Source organism: Lelliottia sp. AC1, assembly GCF_023278595.1.
Classification (GTDB): Bacteria; Pseudomonadota; Gammaproteobacteria; order Enterobacterales; family Enterobacteriaceae; genus Enterobacter; species Enterobacter nimipressuralis.
Genome location: NZ_CP025699.1, coordinates 372,746 through 391,633 on the forward strand (window position 1 = coordinate 372,746; position 18,888 = coordinate 391,633).

An 18,888-nucleotide genomic window follows, 5' to 3' on the forward strand; every position below is an offset into this window, starting at 1 on the left:
AGCAACACGGACTATCGGCACTGTCCACCATCACGAAGGAGTGAGTTGTGAGTATTAGTTTTGATAAGGCATTGGGCGTTCATCCGCAAGCTGTAGCACTTCGACTTTCCAGGGCGGAACTGCTTTCAGCAAACCTGGCTAACGTCGATACACCCAATTTCCAGGCTAAAGATATTGATTTTGCCGCGGAGATGCAACGTTCGCAGCGGGATTTCTTTCCCGGCTCGGCGGCGCAACAGATGTATCGCGTGCCCTATCAGCCCTCCTCGGACGGCAATACCGTTGCGCTGGATGTGGAACAAACAGAGTTTGCCAAAAACGTTCAGGACTACCAGATGAGCCTGGCGTTTTTGAATATGAAATTCACTGGTCTCAAAAAGGCCATTGAAGGTAAGTAATTGAATCAGGTAACGATAAATGGCTTTTACCGATATCTACCGAGTGTCAGGCTCGGCCATGACGGCACAGACCGTCCGCCTGAATACCGTCGCCAGTAACCTCGCCAACGCCGACACTGCGGCGACGGCAGAAGCGGGCGTGTACAAAGCGCGCCGCCCGGTGTTCGCGGCGGTGTATCAGAACGACGAGCTGATGAACAACAACGGCTTGTCCGGTGCCCGCGTGCAGGTGATGGACGTCGTGGAATCCGGCAACGCGGTGCAGCGGTACGAACCGCATCACCCGATGGCGAACCCGGACGGCTACGTCTGGTATCCGGACATCAACGTGGTGGAAGAGATGGCCGACATGATGTCCGCGTCGCGCAATTTCGAAACCAACGTCGATGTTCTTAACAATGTAAAAAGCATGCAGCAGAGCCTGCTGCGTCTGGGCGAGGCGTAATAGATGAGCGTGAATGGCGTTTCCACTCAATCCGGTACTACCCCTTACGACAGCGGTGTATCCGCCAATGACAACAGCGCGGCAGGGATGAACAACCTGTTTATGCAGCTGCTGGTGGCACAAATCCAGAATCAGGACCCGCTGAACCCGACCGATGGCACGGAATACGTCGGCCAGTTGGCACAGCTGACCCAGGTGCAGTCGATGGAGACCATGTCACAGTTAATGGCCAACAACGCGGTGCTGATGGACAACCTGCAAACCCTGTCGACGGGCAATCTGGTCGGGCAGAAGGTGATGGTTCAGACCGATACCCTCCAGAGTGATGGCAGCACCAGCATCGAAGGCCGCCTGACGCTGGATCACGCCGCCAATACCGTCACGGTGATCGTCAAAGACGAAAGCGGCAACGAGACCAAAATCGAGCTGGGCAAACAGGAAGCCGGTTCCGTGGACTTCACCCTCAACCCGCAAGAGCTGGGGCTGAAAGAGGGCAAATACACCATGACCGTCATGACGGACAACGAACCGGCCAAAGTGCCGATTGAAGTCGGCGGTGTGGTGAACAACGTGCGGATCCCGCTCGATGGCACTGCGACCATGCTCAACATCAGCGGCATCGGTGAAGTGGCGTACCACAACATCACTCAGTTCGGCCAGTCGAACGACAAAAACCCGAAGGGATTAACGAGTTAATCAGGAATTATTATGAGTTTTGATATTGCAGTTTCTGGCCTGAATGCCATCAACCAACAGCTCGGCGCGATCTCCAACAACATCGCTAACTCCGGCACCGTGGGCTTTAAATCCGGGCGCGCGGAGTTCGCATCCCTGTATGCCGAAGGTCAGCCGCTGGGCGTGGGCGTGACCGCCGTTGCGCAGAGTATTTCCAAAAGCGGAGCCATTTTTGCCTCTGCCAACAGCCTCGATTTGGCCATTAATGGCGACGGCTTCTTTATGATGCGCGACAGCACCGGCACCACCGCCTACACCCGCGCCGGCTATATGGCCACCGACAACAACGGTAACCTGGTTAACAACCTCGGCATGTACCTGCAGGGCTATCCGGTGGATGCCAACGGCGTGGTGCAGACCGGGACCATCGGCAATCTGACCATCAGCAGCGGCTCTATCCCGGCGAAAGCAACCAGCACTCTCGACTTCACCGCCAACCTGAATGCCAACGAAAAGTTGCCGGAAAATCCCGATTTCGATCCGACCGACGAAAAATCCTACAACCACACCTACGCCACTCAGGTGTATGACTCTCTGGGCCGCGAACACACCATGAAGCAGTACTTCGTGAAAACCACCGACAACGAGTGGGAAGTGCACTACTACATGGACGATCAGGATCTTGGCACTACCGAGAAAATGACCTTCACCGAGCAGGGCGTGCTGCAGACGCCGACCGGCCCGGTCACCATCAACGCCAGTATTCCGGGCGCAGACGGCATCGAACTGACCCTGAGCTACAGCGGCACCACTCAGTTTGGCTCCGATTTCTCGGTCAGCAAAAACTCCGGTAACGGCTACGCCTCCGGGGAACGTACCGGGCAAATGATCGACAAAGACGGCAGCGTTTACGCCACCTTCTCCAACGGTGAGCGCCTGCTGCAGGGCCAGCTGGTGCTGGCGAGCTTCTCCAATCCGAACGGTCTCTCTTCGCAGGATGGCACCACCTGGTCGCAAACCGCCAGCTCCGGTACGCCGCTGACGGGCGCGCCGGGCACCGGGCTGCTGGGGTCGATCAGCTCCAACACTCTCGAAGGCTCCAACGTCGATCTCACCGCCGAACTGGTCGGGCTGATGACGGCGCAGCGTAACTACCAGGCCAACACCAAAGTGATCAGCACCAACGACAACATGATGTCGGCGCTGTTCCAGGCACTGTAATGGACCACTTAATTTATACCGCCGTGAGCGGAGCGTCCCGCAGCCTCGCGCAGCAGCAGATCCACGCGAACAACCTGGCGAACGTCAACACCCAGGGGTTTCGTCACGATCTGGACAGCGCGATGTCGCAGCAAATTCAGGGGGAGGGTTACGCCTCCCGTTTCTTGGTGCAACAGCAGCAGGGCGGCGTCGATCTGACGCCAGGGGCAACGCGTGAGACGGGGCGCGATCTCGATGTCGCCGTCAAAGGCAGCGGCCTGATTGCGCTGGTCAGCGGCAACCGCGAGGTCTACACCCGCAACGGCCAGATTGAAGTCGGCCCGGAGGGCGATCTGACCATCGACGGCCTGCCGGTCTCCGGCGACAACGGCCCGATCGTGCTGCCGCCGTTTTCGTCCGTCAGCATCGCCGACGATGGGGTCATCACCATCGTGGCGGATGACGGCGACATCGCCGCGCCGATGGACGTCGACCGTATCAAGCTGGTGGATATCGCCGCCAGCGAGCTGAGCAAAAACAGCGCCGGTTTTCTGGTGACCAACGCCAACGTCAATCCGCGTACCGAAGAGGTCGAGGTTGTTGCCGGGCATCTGGAAACCTCTAACGTCTCGGCGATTAACGAAATGGTCTCCAGCATCGCGCTTAACCGTCAGTTCGAAGCCCAAATCAAAATGATGAAGGCGGCAGAAGATCTGGCGACGGCGGGCAATCGCCTGCTGCGTAACGCCTGATTTTTGCCCGTTTAGCCAAAAGGAATAACGATGAATCCCGCTTTATGGATCAGTAAAACCGGTCTTGCCGCGCAAGACGCGAAGATGAGCGCCATCTCCAACAACCTGGCGAACGTTAACACCACCGGGTTTAAGCGCGATCGCGTGATGTTCGCCGATCTGTTCTATCAGAATCAGCGCACGCCGGGCGGTCAGCTTGACCAGAACAACATCTCGCCGACGGGCATTCAGTTTGGTACCGGCGTCAAAATTGTCGGCACCCAAAAAGAGTTCACCACCGGCAATATCCAGAACACCGGACAGTCGCTGGACGTCGCCATCACCGGACAGGGCTTTTTCCAGGTTGAAACCAGCGACGGCGATATCGCCTATACCCGCTCCGGTAACTTCCAGAAAAACCCGGACGGCCTGCTGACTAACGCTCAGGGGCTGCCGCTGGTGCCGCAGATTGAACTGCCGGATAACGTCAAAGACCTGCAAATCGGCAAAGACGGCACCGTCACGGCCACGGTCGCGGGCGAAGCTGATCCGGTCGAGCTTGGGCAGATCACGCTGGTGAACTTCGTCAATCCGGCCGGACTGGAAGCCCTCGGCGGCAACCTGTATCGCGAAACAGCGGCCAGCGGTGAAGCGGTAGAAGGCGTGGCGGGCGAAGAGGCTTTCGGGCAGCTCGAACAAGGCTCGCTGGAAGGCTCCAATGTGCAGGTCGTGGAGGAGATGGTCGATATGATCACCGTTCAGCGCGCCTATGAGATGAACGCCAAAATGGTCTCGGCGGCGGATGACATGCTCAAATTTGTCACGCAGTCGATGTAACGCGTGAAGTGAAAAAGAAATGAAAAAGCAGTTAGTTATTGGATGCATTGCACTGCTGCTGGCCGGGTGTGAAAGCCCGGCGCTGTTAGTGCAAAAAGATGACGCGGCCTACGCGCCGCCAGAAGATTTCTCCATGCCGACCACCAAAGTGCAGGGCGGCGGGCTGTATAACGGCAACTACAACTGGTCCCTGACGCAGGATCGCCGCGCTTACCGCGTGGGCGACATCCTGACCGTCAAACTGGACGAATCCACCCAGGCCAGCAAACAGGCACGGACCAACTTCGGCAAGAAAAATGACGTCTCGATTGGCGTGCCGGAAGCCTTTGGTCACTCCGTCGATAAGCTTTCCGGCTCCATCGACGGCAGCCGCAACTTCAACGGCAACGCCACTTCCCAGCAGCAAAACAGCCTGCGTGGAGCCATCACCGTGGCGGTCTACAAAGTGCTGCCCAACGGCGTGCTCGCCGTGCGCGGTGAAAAATGGCTGACCCTTAATCAGGGCGATGAATACATGCGTGTGACCGGGCTGGTACGCGCGGAAGACGTGGAACGCGACAACTCAGTCTCCTCCCAGCGGATCGCCAACGCGCGTATCTCCTACGCCGGACGCGGAGCGCTCAGCGACTCCAACTCCGCAGGCTGGCTGACGCGCTTCTTTAACCATCCGCTGTTCCCGATTTAATGGAGTCTGCCATGCGTAAAGCGATGCTATTTCTGATGCTGCTGTGGACGACGGCGGCAACCGCAGAACGACTGGGAAATGTGGTCGATATTCAGGGCGTACGCGGTAACCAGCTGGTGGGATACAGCCTGGTGGTCGGCCTCGACGGCACGGGCGATAAAAATCAGGTGAAGTTCACCAGCCAGTCGGTGACCAACATGCTGCGCCAGTTTGGCGTTCAGTTGCCGACCAAAATCGATCCAAAAGTGAAAAACGTTGCAGCCGTGGCGATCAGCGCCACGCTGCCGCCGGGCTACGCGCGCGGGCAGAGTATCGACATTACCGTCTCGTCCATCGGCGACGCGAAAAGCCTGCGCGGCGGCACCTTGCTGCTGACGCAGCTGCGCGGAGCCGACGGTGAAGTCTACGCTCTGGCGCAGGGGAACGTGGTGGTCGGAGGTGTGAAAGCCGAAGGCAACAGCGGGTCGAGCGTCACCATCAACACCCCGACCGTGGGCCGCGTGCCGAACGGAGGGTCCGTCGAGCGCGAAGTGCCGTCCGATTTTCAGCAAAACAACCAGGTGATTCTCAACCTTAAGCGCCCGAGTTTTAAAACCGCCAACAGCGTGGCGGTGGCGCTGAACAGCGCCTTCGGCTCCGGCACGGCGACGGCGCAGAGCGCCACTAATGTGGTGGTCAACGCACCGCTGCCGGCGGGCGAGCGCGTGGCGTTTATGTCGATGCTGGAAGATGTGCAGATCAACGCCGGTAAACAGCCGCCGCGCGTGGTGTTTAACGCCCGCACCGGCACCGTGGTGATTGGCGATGGCGTGGTGGTTCGCGCGGCGGCGGTGTCGCACGGCAACCTGACCGTCACCATTCGTGAATCGTCGAACGTTAGCCAGCCGGGCGCGTTCAGCCAGGGTCAGACGGTGGTCACCCCGCAAAGCGACGTCGATGTGAATCGCGGCAGCGGCCAGATGGTGACTATTGCAGCAGGCACCAGCCTGCGCAGCATCGTGAATACCATTAATAGCCTCGGCGCGTCGCCGGACGACACCATGGCGATCCTGCAGGCCCTGCATGAAGCAGGCGCGCTGGATGCCGAACTGGTTGTGATTTAAGGAGAGACAATGCTACAGGCGATCAAACCCCAGACCAGCGTGCTGCCCGGCGATTTTACCGGCCAGGTGAAGCCGCAGAATCTGGAACAGGCAGCGGAGCAGTTCGAAGGTATTTTCCTGCGTTCGATGCTCCAGCAAATGCGAAAAGCCTCCGAAGCGCTGGTGGACAACAATCCGTTCGACAGCAAGCAGCAGCGCATGATGCGCGATTTTTACGATGACAAGCTGGCGTCACAGCTGGCTTCCCAGCGCAGCACGGGCATCGCCCAGATGATCATCACCCAGCTCGGCCCGCAGGAGAGCGCGCCGCTTAAGAATTCGCAGGGAATGGTCGCTTTACAGGAACATCCGAAGACATTAACGCCCCCCGTCGTCCCGGTAATACGTCGCGGGCAGGAGTAATCCATGAACATGATTAATATTGCCTTTAGCGGCTTGCAGGCCGCGCAGTTTGGGATGAGCGTGACCTCGATGAACATCTCCAACGTGCTGACGCCGGGCTACAGCCGTCAGGGCATTATCCAAAGCTCCGTGACGACGATGGGGCCGGGCGGTATGTCCGCCGGGGCGGGTGTGCAGGTGGACAGCATCCGCCGGATTTCCGATCAATACCTGACGGGCCAGGTGTGGCAGAGCAACAGCAAAGCTAACTACTACGGCATTAACAACCAGTATCTCAGCTCGCTGGAGAAGGTGATTGGCACCGATTCGACCAGTCTCGGCACCGGGCTGGACGATTTCTTCTCGGCCCTCGGCGCCTTAACCGCTGGGCCTGAAAGTGAAGCCAACCGCCAGCAGTTGCTGAACCAGGCGCAATCCCTGGCGACCCGTTTCAACAATATGAACGACTTCATCAATAGCCAGAAAACCTCGGTCGGTAATCAGCGCAACACCATTGTCGAGCAGATGAACACCCTGACCACCGGGATCGCTGACTACAACAAAAAAATCATGGAGATGGACTCGACGGGCGGCAACAGCAACGTGCTGCGCGATCAGCGTGACGAGCTGGTGAAACAGCTCAGCACCTACAGCGACGTGAAAGTGGTGGAAGACAGCAACGGCAGCTACTCCGTATCGATGAAAAACGGCCAGCCGCTGGTGAGCGGCAAAGTGGCCGGACAGCTCAGCGCCAGCACCGATGCCAACGGTAACTCTGTCTTAACGCTGACGTTTTCCGGCAGCGATTTCTCGTTAAACCCGTCGACGGGCGGTCAGCTTGGCGCGCTGTACGACTACGAAACCGGCGAACTGGCGAACATGCAGGCCTCGGTCCAGGGGATGGCCGAAACCGTCGCCACGCTGTTTAACGATCAGCTGGCGCAGGGTTTTGACAAAAACGGTAATCCGGGCAAACCGCTGTTCAGTTTCGATCTCACCAATCCGGCGGGCATTTTGCAGGTCAACGATTTGAAACCCGACGAACTGGCGCTCTCCGGCAAGCCTGACGAGCAGGGGAATGGCGACAACCTTGAGGCACTGATCGATCTGAAAAATAAAAAGGTCGATATCGGCGGGATGGGCAACATGAGCCTGAACGAAGGGGCGGCGGCGATCATCTCCAACATCGGTATTGCCAGTAAACAGTCGCAAAGCGAGCTGGAAGCGGCGCAGGCGGTGTTTGACCAGGCACAGCTGCAGCGCAACAACCTCAGCGCCGTCAACCAGGACGAAGAGGCGATAAACCTGCAGGTTTACATGCAGGCGTATCAGTCCAACGTCAAAGTGATCGCCACCGGCAACCAGATTTTTACTGACCTGTTAGGCATGTTTTAACCGGCGTTAAGGAACGAATTTATGCGAATCAGTAGTCTTTATAATTCCGACGCCATGCTGGCGCAGCTTGGCGTTAACGGCACGCGCATGAGCAAGCTGATGGAACAGATGGCAACCCAGAAACGAATCAACGTCCCGTCGGACGATCCGGTTGCCGCCACGCGTCTGGTGCAGCTGAACCGCGAGCAGTCGGCCATTAAGCAGTATCAGAGCAACATCTCGCGCCTCAGCGGATCGCTCGCGAGCCAGGAAGCGCACGTCAGCGCGATGAGCAATCAGCTGTTGTCCCTCAACGATAAACTGCTGGCGGCGGCCAACGGCACCCACAGCAGCGAAGATATGAACGGTTTCGGCACCGAACTGTCGTCGATGCTGGACTCGCTGGTGGCGTCGATTAACGCCCAGAATGAGAGCGGCAGCTATCTCTTCTCAGGCACCAAAACCGACGCCAAACCGGTGGTCTGGGACGAGGCGCAGGGGAAATACGTTTATCAGGGCAACGACGGCTCGCGAGAAACCACGGTGGCAAACGGGGTGAGCGTGACGGAAAACACCAACGTGGTGCAGGCGTTTGGTAACGGCAGCGATCTGGAGATGCTGAACAAGCTGAAAGCCCTGAGTGAGAAGATGCAGGACCCCGACATTCCGGTCAGCGATTATCAGGATGAGATGCAGGAGATGCTGACGCTCTCCTCCGACACGCGCGACAAAGTGGCGGCGATGTTTACCGATCTGGGTGGGCGTCAGAATCGCCTGACGATGCTCGGCGATGCCCACACGGACGTCAGCACCGCCAACGATCAGGTGGTGCGCGACCTGTCGGACACCGACTGGGCGACCACCAGTATCAACCTTCAGCTATACACCAACTCCGTGCAGGTCACTAACAAAGCGTACAGCATGATCAGTCAGCTTTCGCTCTTCAGCATGTTGTAATGGTTATGCAGGTAGGATTAAAAACCACCACCGCCTCCAGCACCGCGTCCGCCGTCCGGACGCTGCCGGGGGCACCGGCCCAGATTGCCCGAACAGAACGCGTCGCCACCCCGAATCGTGCGACGCCGCCCTTTCCTGAAGCGGCGCTGCTGTCGCGCCGTCCGCTGCGCTATAACGTGCAGCTTAATCAGCAGCTGACGGCGGTTCAGCAGGCGGATAATTATCTGTCAGAAACTGAAACCCAGCTGCTGGTGCTGCGCCATCAGAACGGTTCTGCGCAATCAGGGCTGAACACGCTGCTGAATCAGCGCGGAAAGCTGTCGGGCGGTACGATCGATCGGAACTTCAACATCACGCTCCAGCAAAAAAGCCAGGTCACGTTCACCCTGCCGGGCGTGGAAAAACTGCTGGAGCAGCCGCAGGGGGAGACGCTGGTATTTCAGCTCGGCGGCGGCCAGCGTGAACTCACCGCCGTGGCGCTGCCCGAGCAGGCGTCTCCGCGTCAGATCCTGGCCCATCTCAATGTGGGATTGGGGCGCCTGGGAATCAACGCGACGCTCGCCCCTGAAGGGAAAGTCGCTTTCCAGGTCGACGAAGCGCGCTGGTCGCGCGTCAGTCAGCATCTCAGCGTGCGCGGCGAAGGGCAACACTTCCCGGCGGATGCCTTTACCCTGCTGGCTCCGCAGGCAGAAACCAGCCGCGAAGACGAAATCAGCCAGCTGGCCCTCCGCTGGGAGCGCGGCGACAGCAAAAAGCTGCAGCAGACGCTGGACCAAATCACCCGCGAGCGCAGTAAATTGCATTTTCACCAGGATCGCGTTTCGACGCGGATTCAGGATATGTCGACGGTTTACACCCCAGGCGAGGCGCTCGAAACGGCGCGCGCGCTTGGAGATGCCCTGGCGGGGAGCGGTAAGCAGTTTGGCCTGCTGACGCAAGCGCTGGCGGCGCAAGGGAACGTTCATCAGGTGACGGTGAAGAATTTGTTAGGCTAGCCCCGCGCGGGTTTCTCCTCTCCTTACGGGGAGGGGAAAACCGCGACTCAGGTTTTATACTCTCTCTTTATTTTATTTATTCCTGCCACATAGCATTCCTTCATTTTCGTTTTACTTTCCATTTTCATGATCTCAGCTGCGATATTGTAAAAATAAAAAAGACTACACTGCTGCTCAGCATAATTAATGATTGCAATATATTTTGTTGAAAAATGATAAGGACATCATTAAGTGAGCAACGTTATCTTTTTAACGCTGACGGAGGAGCGCCAGGGGGAAATATCCGCAGGCTGTGGAACAGAAAAATCTATTGGTAATCGTTTTCAGTACCGCCATGAAAACGAAATTCTGGTTTATCAGCTCTCCTCCAGCACTATCAGCACCTCTGGCGGCGTGTATCATCAGGGCCTGCGGTTCACCAAACCCACCGATAAAAGCTCGCCACTCCTGACCACCGCCATTAATGAGAATGAAAAACTGCGGCTCAGTTTTGATTATTACCGTACTGACCGCTTTGGCCGTTAGGAAAAATATTATCATATCGAACTGCGCGGGGCGTCGATTCAGGGGATATCCAGCTCGCATAATAAAGACAGTCTGGATACGGAAAGTATCACTGTGAGTTATGAATATATTCGCAGTAAACATCTTATTGCGAATACAGAGTTCAGCAATCTGCTCCTGCCCGACGCCTATAACCAACTGTTTCCACCCGATGAAATAAAACAACCTGAAAAACGCAATATTACCCTGACGCTCGGTGTTTTTTTTGATGGAACCGATAATAACGCCGTGAACACGCAAAATATGCTCGCGGCCTGCACCGCCGCGCACTTTGACATTTCTGATCCGGATGCAGAAAGCATTCTTGCCCGCATGGCGCAGGAGCAGATGGGCGTCTCCGGAACAGGGGCCACCAGCTATACCGGCGGGTATACCAATATTCACTGGTTAAATACGTTGTACAAAACGGATCTCCCGATTGAATCAGGACAGGCGCAGGCGGCCATTTATGTGGAGGGGATCGGCACCGAAGCCGGCAGACCGGACAGCATGATTGGCCTGAGTTTAGGCGTGGCCGATACGGGGGTGATCGCGAAGACGGACCTTGCGGTGAAGCAGATTGCCGGGACACTCAAAAAGTTTTTTGATGATATGAGGGAGTTTGCATCCGTCCCCTCTTTGAAAGTGACTGAATTCCAGTTCGATATCTTCGGATTTAGTCGCGGCGCAGCAGCGGCACGCCACTTTGCCAATCGCATTCAGACGGAAGATCGGGACATTATCAATGCGATTCGCTATGGAATGAATGATGTCGAATACGCTGGCGCACCGGCCGGGAAAACGCGATTTATCGGTATTTTCGATACCGTCGCCGCCATTGGGACACCGCAAAATGGTCTCAATCCACACACAGCAAATACCGGTGACGTGAATATCGTGTTGCGCCCTGGCGTGGCGGAGAAAGTCTTCCATATCACGGCGCAGCACGAGTGCCGCTTTAACTTCGCCCTGAACAGCGTGCAACCCGCGTGGCCGGAGCTGGCTCTGCCCGGCGCGCATTCCGATATTGGCGGCGGCTACCTGCCTGCGACACGGGAAAACATCTACCTGACCCGTCCGGAAGCAGTCACCGTGCCGCTGGATACCCCGCTGGCGGATACGCGAACTTACAGACATGCCATGGAACAGCTATCGATACTCGAATCCTCTACGGTCGCGACACCGCTCATTCGCACTAATGACATTACGGCTGACGCCTGGGAGGACACGAGAATGCCCGTCCATCCACGAGACGGGATGCAGAAGCGCGCATTTGCTGCTCTGACAATGAAAAAACGGATCGTGAAGAACGACTGGTCGAAGGTGGTGCTGCGGGTGATGATCGATGCTGCGCAGGATGCGGGGGTGGAGTTTGAGCCGATAACGCATGAATACAGTGAATTAATTTTGCCTTCAGTTCTTTCACCTCTGAGTGAGAAAGCAATTGTATCAGCAGCCGCTATACGCTCAGGCATAACTGCAAATCCTTTTACTCGTGCTGAGATCGATATCATTGCCCAGGACTATATCCATTGTTCGGCAAACTGGAACAGCATTGTTTTTGATAGTACCAGAAAGCCCTACGGTGGCACCTCCGTGTCGGAGATCCTTAGTTTCGTAAACCGGCCAGATCAAAACTGGCAGAGGACAATCTACAACATGGATGGTAACCAGAAATGAAAGGTATTAAACAATTATTTTTCACCCTATTACTGACACTATCTGGGTGCCATTACAGCGATGCAACAACACCTGAAGCAACGGGTGAAATGCCTTATGGATTATGGGGCTTCGCTTTTTTTACCCCCAAGGATCTGCCTGCTCGAGTGACTTATGTTGGAATCATTGATGATAAAAAGGTGCTCTATTCGTTCAGAAATCTTGATAACACCGAGGATGATTACTCAAGTATAAATCGCTGGGATAAGCGATATATGCGCTTTGCACAGTTTAATAAAGCCCGCCATCCGCCTGCGGCCATCTTATTTTGTTGGGATTCAATTATCGATAAAAAAACCTATGAAACACGGATCATCTTTCCAGAGACAGTACGGGAAAAAATGAGCGTATCGACGGGAGTGGATATGTTCGGCGATAAGGCGTGGTACAGCACGATGTTATTTGGCCTGGCGCCAGAAGGGAAGGTCAGAGTCTGGCTACAAAATAGTGGCGGCGGTGACAATTTGCCCGTAGAGCCAAAAAAATCACCACGCTTTCCGGCGATAAGCTGGAGGGGTGTAAAGGCATTACCCTCGCTAATTTCGATTACATCATCCCTGATGGCTACGACCAAAATATAAAAGACTTTATCAAAGGCAAAACCTATCCGTACGGTGAGTGGTGAAGCGGGTGGCGGCTGCCACCCTGCTTACTTCTTCAACGGATACAAAAATATCGCCCCACTTTGCCCCACCACCAGCTGCTGATTGCCGACAAACAGCGGCTGCATCCAGATATCAATGTGCAGCAGCATATCCACCAGACCATCAATCATCAGCCCTTTTTGCGCGGTGCTGTAGTAGATGGGGGTGTAGGCGAAAAACTGTCTGCCGTTCTGTTCGTTGATGCCAGTGAACTTTCCTTTCAGCACGAAGCGGTTGTCGTTCGGGCTGGTGATGGTCGTTAAAATCGAACCATTCACCGTCTGCATGTGCGAATCGTAAATCTCTTTTCGCATCGACATCAAATCGTAAAACCCCAGCTGTAAAAACCCCTCGACGTTAGACTGCGGGACGTTTGCGGTTTGCATGACTCGCAGCCCCGCAAAAGCGAGCGCCACAAGCAGAAAGCAGGACAGGGCCAGTTTCCAGTTAAGCGCAGGTTTCCATCTCACTGATTTTTCTCCTCGTCTCACGCAGTATCAGGTTGTTCAGTTGGGTTGGGTCGATGCGCCAGTGATAGATGGCCATCACCAGCTGTTTTTTGTCGCAGCGGCTATTCAACGCAAAGGTGTAGTTCAGCGTTTGATCGATACTCTGGTAATAGACCGTCATGGTCATGGACTGGGTTTTGATCTGCTGGTTAATGGTATACAGCGTGTCTTTGATTTTGCTGTAAAAATCTTCTTTGCTCATCTCCAGGCGGTTGGACTCGGACAGCTCGTAAATATGAATGTTGCTGTAAACCGCGACTTCCTGCTCTGCCGCGACGATTTTTGGTCCCTGATTACCCGCATAGTGCCAGCCAAAGATCGCGCCAATCATGACGGTGACCAGCAGGGCCGCCAGGGTGATGAGCGGATGCTGAAACCGGGGTTTGGCCGGTACAATAACGGGGCGTTCAGCGGGAACCGCGATCTCAATGGAGGGCGTTTCAATCACCTTAACGGGTTCAGAAACGATGTCCGGCTCGTCGGCAGCGTTGTGCTCAACGGTTGGGCTGAGCGTGGGCAACACAAAGCCATCGATCTCCGTGTCCGGCAGATCAATCTCTTCGCTCTCTTTCTCAACGAAACGGCACCACGCCTGCTCAAGCAAATACCCCTTTTTGGGGATTGTTTTGATAATTTTTTGTTGTTTGCCGTCGTCTTCTAAAGCAGAGCGTAAAGCATGGATGGCATTGGGAAGACTATTATTACCAATAACCCGACGTTCCCAGACCAGCGTCGTCAATTCTTCGCGAGTGAGAATTTTTCCTGCATTTTCAAGAAGTACATCTAATAGTTTTAATTGATATTCCCCCAGGCGTTTTCTTTCGCCCGTGACCATGCTTATGAGGGAGCCGGAGGGTAGATCAACTAACCAGTTATTAACGGTGGAATATTTTTTTCTCATGGCGACAGGTGACAAAAAGCCACTCCTGAATCAATTATTCATCTCCGCACCGAGCGAAAAAGTCGCGCAATGCTTAATGTAAATTAATCATTAATTCCGTTTAAAATTCATTTGAGAATTGCCGCGTGCCTGCGGAGATTATGCAAAAACGAGCGGTTTTACGACGTAAACAGGGATTTCGCTCTGCGGAACGGCATGTGTTTGCCGGTCATTTTCCGCCTTTTCCAGTATGAGATTAGGAAGTTTCTCTTCCTTGACACATTTTTACGCGATAAAACTGTGATGTGCAACAAATTATTAAGTTAATTCTCTAAACAACCATTAATGAGAATCGTTAAACGTTAATAGTGATCTGTGGATGTTTTTTATATTAATAGATTGTTCTTTTATGTGAATTTGGTGTTTTATTTTTTTCCGCCGATAAAATATTGTTACATTTGGATAAATGAATTCATTAAATATTTTTAAGTTGCGTTTAAGTTAAGGAGAGAGTGTGTCGCATTGGTTTTTAATTTACCTTTCGCAATTTATGCGGTTATTACTCAGACCAGGCTTTTTCTTATAGACGTAATTTTTAATTTTTTTTCATCGCCGATTTAATTCTCCCTTTCAGTGTGTCGTTTTACTTGAGTACCAGAGAGAAGAGCCTGACAGACAGGTTCACAAGGAGATTACTAACATGGCACTTTCTATTTTCACTAACGCGTCTTCCATGGCTTCTACTAACGCACTGAATAAATCCAACAGCATGCTGTCTACTGCAATGGAACGTTTGGGTACCGGTAAACGTATCAACTCCGCAGCGGACGATGCAGCTGGCCTGCAAATCGCAACCCGCCTGCAGGGTCAGAGCAATGGTATGGCTGTTGCACAGCGCAACATCTCTGACGCGACTGCGCTGCTGCAGACCGCAGAAGGTGCTTTTGATGAAGTGAGCAACATCATGTACCGCATGAAAGACCTCGCAACACAGGCAGCGAACGACACGAACGGTACTGAAGATCGCGCTGCGCTGCAGTCTGAAATGGACGAACTGAACGCTGAACTGACCAACATTATGGACAACACCAAATACGCAGGCGAAAACCTGTTCGGTGCGAGCGGTAAATTCGCTTCTGCAATGAACTTCCAGATCGGTGCATCTGAAGGCGAGAAACTGACTGTAGACGTGAGCGCAGAACTGACCACCGTGACCGGTTCCGGCGGTATGGGTGGACTGACTGCTTCTGGCGCGCTGACCACTGTTTCTGGCGCACAGGCGATGATCACAAGCGTAGAAGGCGCTATCTCTGAAGTGGGTACCCTGCGTTCTAAGCTGGGTGCAAACATCAACCGTCTGGGCCACACCGCGGCTAACCTGGCGAACATGAAAGACAACACCGACCTGGCGCTGGGTAACATCCGTGATGCTGACTTCGCGTCTGAAGCCTCCAGCATGACCCGTAACCAGATGCTGGCCCAAACCAGCATGTCCATGCTGAAGCAGTCCAACAGCATGTCCGGAATGGTGATGTCCCTGCTGGGCTAATCCCAATCCGTTCGATGAAAACACCGCTGTAAGGCGGTGTTTTTGTTTGCGGCCTTTCCCCTTCCTGTCTTTTCCCATTCGGGGAAAGTTGCCTTCCCGGTAAATCGTAACTAACTGAATTAACTAAATTTAAAAACTGGCACGATGGTTGCATTAACTGAGCGTGGTTTAGCAACAGGTGCGAATGGAGACAACTACTATGGCAGATTTCAGCAGCATAGATCCGACGACGCTGGCGCAGTCGCTGGCGTCCTACGACATTATGTCGATCCAGAATCAGCTGAAGACCAAAACAGCCACGATGACGTCGCAGAAAAAAGCGCTGGACGCGCTTCGCACCGCATTAACCGATTTTCGCAGCGCCATTAAAGGGCTGAACAGCACCAATGACGGGATGTTGCAAAACAGCGCCACCGTCAACCGCGAAGGGATTGCGACCGTCACGGCCAACTCCTCGGCGCAGAAGGGCACATACAACATCGAAGTCGATCAGCTGGCGTCTGCCCATCAGATCGGTTTCGGCGATCTGACGGATGATGCCATCAAAGATGCCACCGGCATGATGGAGATCACCCTCGGAGAAGGGGCGGCTGCGAAAACCATCAACGTTGATATGGACAGTATCAACAGCCTGAGCGATCTCACCAAAGCCATTAATGGCGATGAAAATAACCCCGGCGTCACCGCTTCGCTGATCCGCACCGACGGCAAAGTGACGCTGATGCTGAGCAGCGACGAAAGCGGCGCAGCCAATAAGGTAACCGTCGGCGGGACGGCAGGTTTTGACTCGGCGAACGCCAAAGAGATCTCGAAAGCGCAAGACGCCAAATTCCGTATGGGCGAAATGGAATTTTCCAACAGCAGCAACACGCTGGATAAGCTCATCGACGGCGTGACCATCGAACTGACGTCGAAGACCGAAGCCGACAAGCCGCTGACCATCACCATCGGCACAGATACAGCGGCCACCAAAGAGCAGCTGCAGACCTTCATTACCTCATACAACACCCTGCAGGACACGCTGCAAAAACTGACCAAAAGCGGCAGCGGCGACGGTGAAGAGCGCGGTGCGTTTGCGGGCGATGCCACCATGGCCTCCCTCGATCGCGAGCTGAACGACGTGCTGCGCACCCAGTTTGGCGGCAAGCGGATGTCCGATTTCGGCATCACAGCGGATAAAGACGGCAAGCTGGAGATCGACAGCAAAAAGCTCGACGCCGCGCTGACCGCCGATCCGCAGGCGCTGACGGGCCTGTTCAACGGCAAAGACGGGCTGATCGCGGCGGTGGATAAATCCCTCGACCGTTACCTCAATTCGACCACCGGCCTGCTGAAAGGTCGCCAGGAAGTGCTCGACCGCCAGCAGAGCGATATCGACACCAAAACCGAAGCCATGAATTCGCGTTATGACTCCTCGTATAACCGCTATCTGAAGCAATTTACTCAGTTGCAGCAGGCCATGGCCCAGATGGAAAACACCAAGAGTATGTTTGGTTTAGAGTAAGGAAAACAGAGCTTTTATGTACGGGAACGAACAGCAGGGCTTCGGCCATTACCAGCAGTCCGACTTAGCAATTCAGGCGGCGGCAGCGAATCCGCATCAACTGGTTTTGATGCTGTTTAACGGCCTGATGGATGAACTGGTGCGGGCAAAAAGCCACATCGCGGCGCGTCGCTATGACCGTAAAGTCCAGAGCATTAACAAATGCATCGACATTCTGAATGCGCTGACCAGCTCGCTGGATTTCGACAAAGGGGGCGAGCTGGCGCTGAGCCTGGCGAACCTCTACGACTACTGCGTTTATCGTCTGTATGACGCCAGCCATAAGCTCTCCGTTGAGCACGTTGAAGAGGTGGAAGTGATCCTCCGCAACCTGCAGGACGGCTGGGAAAAAATGGGGCAGCAGAATGGATGATCTACAGGTTATGCGTTTTCTGGCGCGTTCCCTGGAGCAGGCGGCCAGTCAGCACGACTGGCCGAAAATGCAGGAGGTCGACGCGCAGATTGCCGGGCTGTTGATCTCCCTGCAAGGGCAGACGCTGACAGCGGAAAAACGTGAGGCGCTGACGGCACTGCGCACGGTGCATCAGCAGGCGAGCCAATACAGCCAGCAGCAAAGCGATGAGCTGGAGCAGCAGATGGCCCGCGCGCGTCGCAACCGTGAAGGCGCAAGCGCCTACGCGCAGTTTGCCGATGTGGGAGAGAGAGGCTGATGAATCTGCTGCTCACGCCACTGACGTTAACACCTGCCACCCCGGAGCCGGGAGCCATTGCCCCGGCGCTGCCCGCGACGGACACAGCATCGGCAACGCTGCCGGGTACGCCTGTCGGCGAGCCCGCGCCTGCGGCGTTCAACGACGCGCTGCTCAATATCATCAATAACCTGCTGGGCGGTGAGAAAACGCGCGACACCACCATGGTGCTGGCGGGGCTTAAGACGGATGACGAAGACGACGACGCGACGACGGACACCGCCGACCGCGCACAACCGGCGCCGGATACGCTCACGCCACCGCAGGCGCTGCTGGACACCTTGCTGATGGCAAGCCAGATGCCGGTCAAAACGCTGAATGCCGCCCCGGCCGCACCGCAAAGTGGCGAAGCGCTAAAAATGCAGACGCTGTCGGCGGGGCTTATGCCGCAGGCCCACGCGTCACAACCGACGCCTGTGCCCGCACCATTATCTGTGGCGCAGGCACAGGCAGTCGAGCATACCAAACCGCTCGCCGCCGAGGTGGTGAAAACCCTGGCTGACGTGCTGCCTGTTGCAGGGCAGCCGGTCGCCAGCGGGCAGACATTCTCGACGGCGATGGAGAAGCAAACCGTGCATTTGCCGCCGGTCAAACTGGACGCAGACGAAACCAAATGGGCGCAGCAGTTGCACAGCGCGCTTAACGATCGGCTGCAGATTCAGGTCAAAAACCAGGTGCAGCACGCCACCATTCGTCTCGATCCCCCAGAGATGGGCAAAGTGGATATCTCGCTGCAGATCGAAAATGGTCGGATGCAGGTGCACATCAGCGCCAGCAACAGCGAGACGGCGCGCGCGCTCCAGCAGATCAGCAATGAACTGCGCCAGAGCCTGACAGAACAAAACGTTGTCCAGGTGAACGTGCAGGTATCTACCCAGTCCGGACAGCAGCAAGGACGCGGACAGCAACTGCCATCCCAGGCAGACAGGCCTGAAGCAGGGGCAGAGATAGCCGCAGAGGACGCACACTCCACTGACGGTACAGACGATTCAGTATTACTTACGGTTTAA

General features: G+C 55.4%; 22 protein-coding genes and 1 pseudogene. 20 read left to right on the forward strand and 3 right to left on the reverse strand.

Translation table 11 applies throughout. The annotated features are described in order from the left end of the window. Positions 1-47 precede the first annotated feature (47 nt). The 15 genes from flgB to C0560_RS01810 all read left to right on the forward strand — a co-directional run bounded on the left by flgB (position 48) and on the right by C0560_RS01810 (position 12,624). The gene (flgB, locus tag C0560_RS01745; protein ID WP_100778023.1) at positions 48-398 is read left to right on the forward strand and encodes a flagellar basal body rod protein FlgB; all 351 of its coding nucleotides are present in this window, start codon (positions 48-50) and stop codon (positions 396-398) included. Positions 399-417: 19 nt separating this feature from the next. Further along, entirely contained in the window at positions 418-843 is a 426-nt protein-coding gene (flgC, locus tag C0560_RS01750; protein WP_100778022.1) for a flagellar basal body rod protein FlgC, read from the forward strand. Positions 844-846: 3 nt separating this feature from the next. Further along, a complete protein-coding gene (flgD, locus tag C0560_RS01755) occupies positions 847-1,539 on the forward strand; it encodes a flagellar hook assembly protein FlgD (RefSeq protein ID WP_123429881.1) in 693 nt (230 codons plus the stop codon). 12 nt (positions 1,540-1,551) lie between these two features. Next, positions 1,552-2,739, forward strand: a complete 1,188-nt coding sequence (gene flgE / locus C0560_RS01760) for a flagellar hook protein FlgE (RefSeq protein ID WP_100778020.1) — start codon at positions 1,552-1,554, stop codon at positions 2,737-2,739. Continuing rightward, complete coding sequence (locus C0560_RS01765) at positions 2,739-3,470, forward strand: flagellar basal body rod protein FlgF (protein WP_100778019.1); 732 nt, start codon at positions 2,739-2,741, stop codon at positions 3,468-3,470. Before flgE ends, C0560_RS01765 begins: the two co-directional genes overlap by 1 nt. 30 nt (positions 3,471-3,500) lie before the next feature. Beyond that, positions 3,501-4,286 (forward strand): flagellar basal-body rod protein FlgG, encoded by a 786-nt coding sequence (flgG, locus tag C0560_RS01770; RefSeq protein ID WP_100778018.1) that lies wholly within the window; start codon positions 3,501-3,503, stop codon positions 4,284-4,286. A 19-nt stretch (positions 4,287-4,305) separates the two neighbouring features. Beyond that, on the forward strand, positions 4,306-4,971 hold the full coding sequence (gene flgH / locus C0560_RS01775) for a flagellar basal body L-ring protein FlgH (protein ID WP_100778017.1): 666 nt from the start codon (positions 4,306-4,308) through the stop codon (positions 4,969-4,971). A gap of 11 nt (positions 4,972-4,982) precedes the next feature. Then, complete coding sequence (locus C0560_RS01780) at positions 4,983-6,074, forward strand: flagellar basal body P-ring protein FlgI (RefSeq protein ID WP_181827182.1); 1,092 nt, start codon at positions 4,983-4,985, stop codon at positions 6,072-6,074. Between the two features lie 9 nt (positions 6,075-6,083). Further along, positions 6,084-6,476, forward strand: coding sequence for a rod-binding protein (locus C0560_RS01785; protein WP_129036130.1), 393 nt, complete (start codon positions 6,084-6,086; stop codon positions 6,474-6,476). 3 nt (positions 6,477-6,479) lie between these two features. Then, a complete protein-coding gene (gene flgK / locus C0560_RS01790; RefSeq protein WP_102105602.1) occupies positions 6,480-7,850 on the forward strand; it encodes a flagellar hook-associated protein FlgK in 1,371 nt (456 codons plus the stop codon). A 21-nt stretch (positions 7,851-7,871) separates the two neighbouring features. Continuing rightward, a complete protein-coding gene (gene flgL, locus C0560_RS01795) occupies positions 7,872-8,786 on the forward strand; it encodes a flagellar hook-associated protein FlgL (protein WP_100778013.1) in 915 nt (304 codons plus the stop codon). Then, positions 8,786-9,781: a hypothetical protein gene (locus C0560_RS01800; protein WP_248859496.1), complete on the forward strand. Its 996-nt coding sequence runs from the start codon at positions 8,786-8,788 to the stop codon at positions 9,779-9,781. Before flgL ends, C0560_RS01800 begins: the two co-directional genes overlap by 1 nt. A 231-nt stretch (positions 9,782-10,012) precedes the next feature. Then, on the forward strand, positions 10,013-10,306 hold the full coding sequence (tssD, locus tag C0560_RS20970; protein WP_371923363.1) for a type VI secretion system tube protein TssD: 294 nt from the start codon (positions 10,013-10,015) through the stop codon (positions 10,304-10,306). 93 nt (positions 10,307-10,399) lie between these two features. Further along, positions 10,400-12,004, forward strand: a complete 1,605-nt coding sequence (locus tag C0560_RS01805; protein ID WP_371923364.1) for a phospholipase effector Tle1 domain-containing protein — start codon at positions 10,400-10,402, stop codon at positions 12,002-12,004. Continuing rightward, the gene (locus tag C0560_RS01810) at positions 12,001-12,624 is read left to right on the forward strand and encodes a DUF2931 family protein (RefSeq protein WP_248859498.1); all 624 of its coding nucleotides are present in this window, start codon (positions 12,001-12,003) and stop codon (positions 12,622-12,624) included. The genes C0560_RS01805 and C0560_RS01810 overlap by 4 nt, the downstream gene beginning before the upstream one ends. A 68-nt stretch (positions 12,625-12,692) precedes the next feature. On the opposite strand, the gene C0560_RS01815 is transcribed toward C0560_RS01810, so the two are convergent. From C0560_RS01815 to C0560_RS01825, 3 genes and pseudogenes are all read right to left on the reverse strand, one after another. Next, the gene (locus tag C0560_RS01815; protein WP_102105714.1) at positions 12,693-13,157 is read right to left on the reverse strand and encodes a hypothetical protein; all 465 of its coding nucleotides are present in this window, start codon (positions 13,155-13,157) and stop codon (positions 12,693-12,695) included. Continuing rightward, positions 13,135-13,800, reverse strand: a complete 666-nt coding sequence (locus tag C0560_RS01820) for a hypothetical protein (RefSeq protein ID WP_248860319.1) — start codon at positions 13,798-13,800, stop codon at positions 13,135-13,137. The genes C0560_RS01815 and C0560_RS01820 overlap by 23 nt, the downstream gene beginning before the upstream one ends. Positions 13,801-13,854: 54 nt before the next feature. After that, positions 13,855-14,097 (reverse strand): annotated as a pseudogene (locus tag C0560_RS01825) (transcriptional regulator); the annotation flags it as partial. A gap of 679 nt (positions 14,098-14,776) precedes the next feature. On the opposite strand from C0560_RS01825, the gene C0560_RS01830 reads away from it, so the two are divergent. The 5 genes from C0560_RS01830 (at position 14,777) to C0560_RS01850 (ending at position 18,888) form a co-directional block, all read left to right on the forward strand. After that, a complete protein-coding gene (locus C0560_RS01830; protein ID WP_123429890.1) occupies positions 14,777-15,625 on the forward strand; it encodes a flagellin in 849 nt (282 codons plus the stop codon). A gap of 184 nt (positions 15,626-15,809) precedes the next feature. Further along, positions 15,810-17,129 carry a flagellar filament capping protein FliD gene (gene fliD / locus C0560_RS01835; RefSeq protein WP_248859499.1) on the forward strand — a complete coding sequence of 440 codons (1,320 nt, stop codon included), beginning with the start codon at positions 15,810-15,812 and terminating at the stop codon, positions 17,127-17,129. Positions 17,130-17,145: 16 nt separating this feature from the next. Further along, positions 17,146-17,541: a flagellar export chaperone FliS gene (gene fliS / locus C0560_RS01840; protein ID WP_100778003.1), complete on the forward strand. Its 396-nt coding sequence runs from the start codon at positions 17,146-17,148 to the stop codon at positions 17,539-17,541. Continuing rightward, on the forward strand, positions 17,534-17,839 hold the full coding sequence (locus C0560_RS01845) for a hypothetical protein (RefSeq protein ID WP_248859500.1): 306 nt from the start codon (positions 17,534-17,536) through the stop codon (positions 17,837-17,839). The genes fliS and C0560_RS01845 overlap by 8 nt, the downstream gene beginning before the upstream one ends. Continuing rightward, positions 17,839-18,888, forward strand: a complete 1,050-nt coding sequence (locus C0560_RS01850) for a flagellar hook-length control protein FliK (RefSeq protein WP_248859501.1) — start codon at positions 17,839-17,841, stop codon at positions 18,886-18,888. Before C0560_RS01845 ends, C0560_RS01850 begins: the two co-directional genes overlap by 1 nt.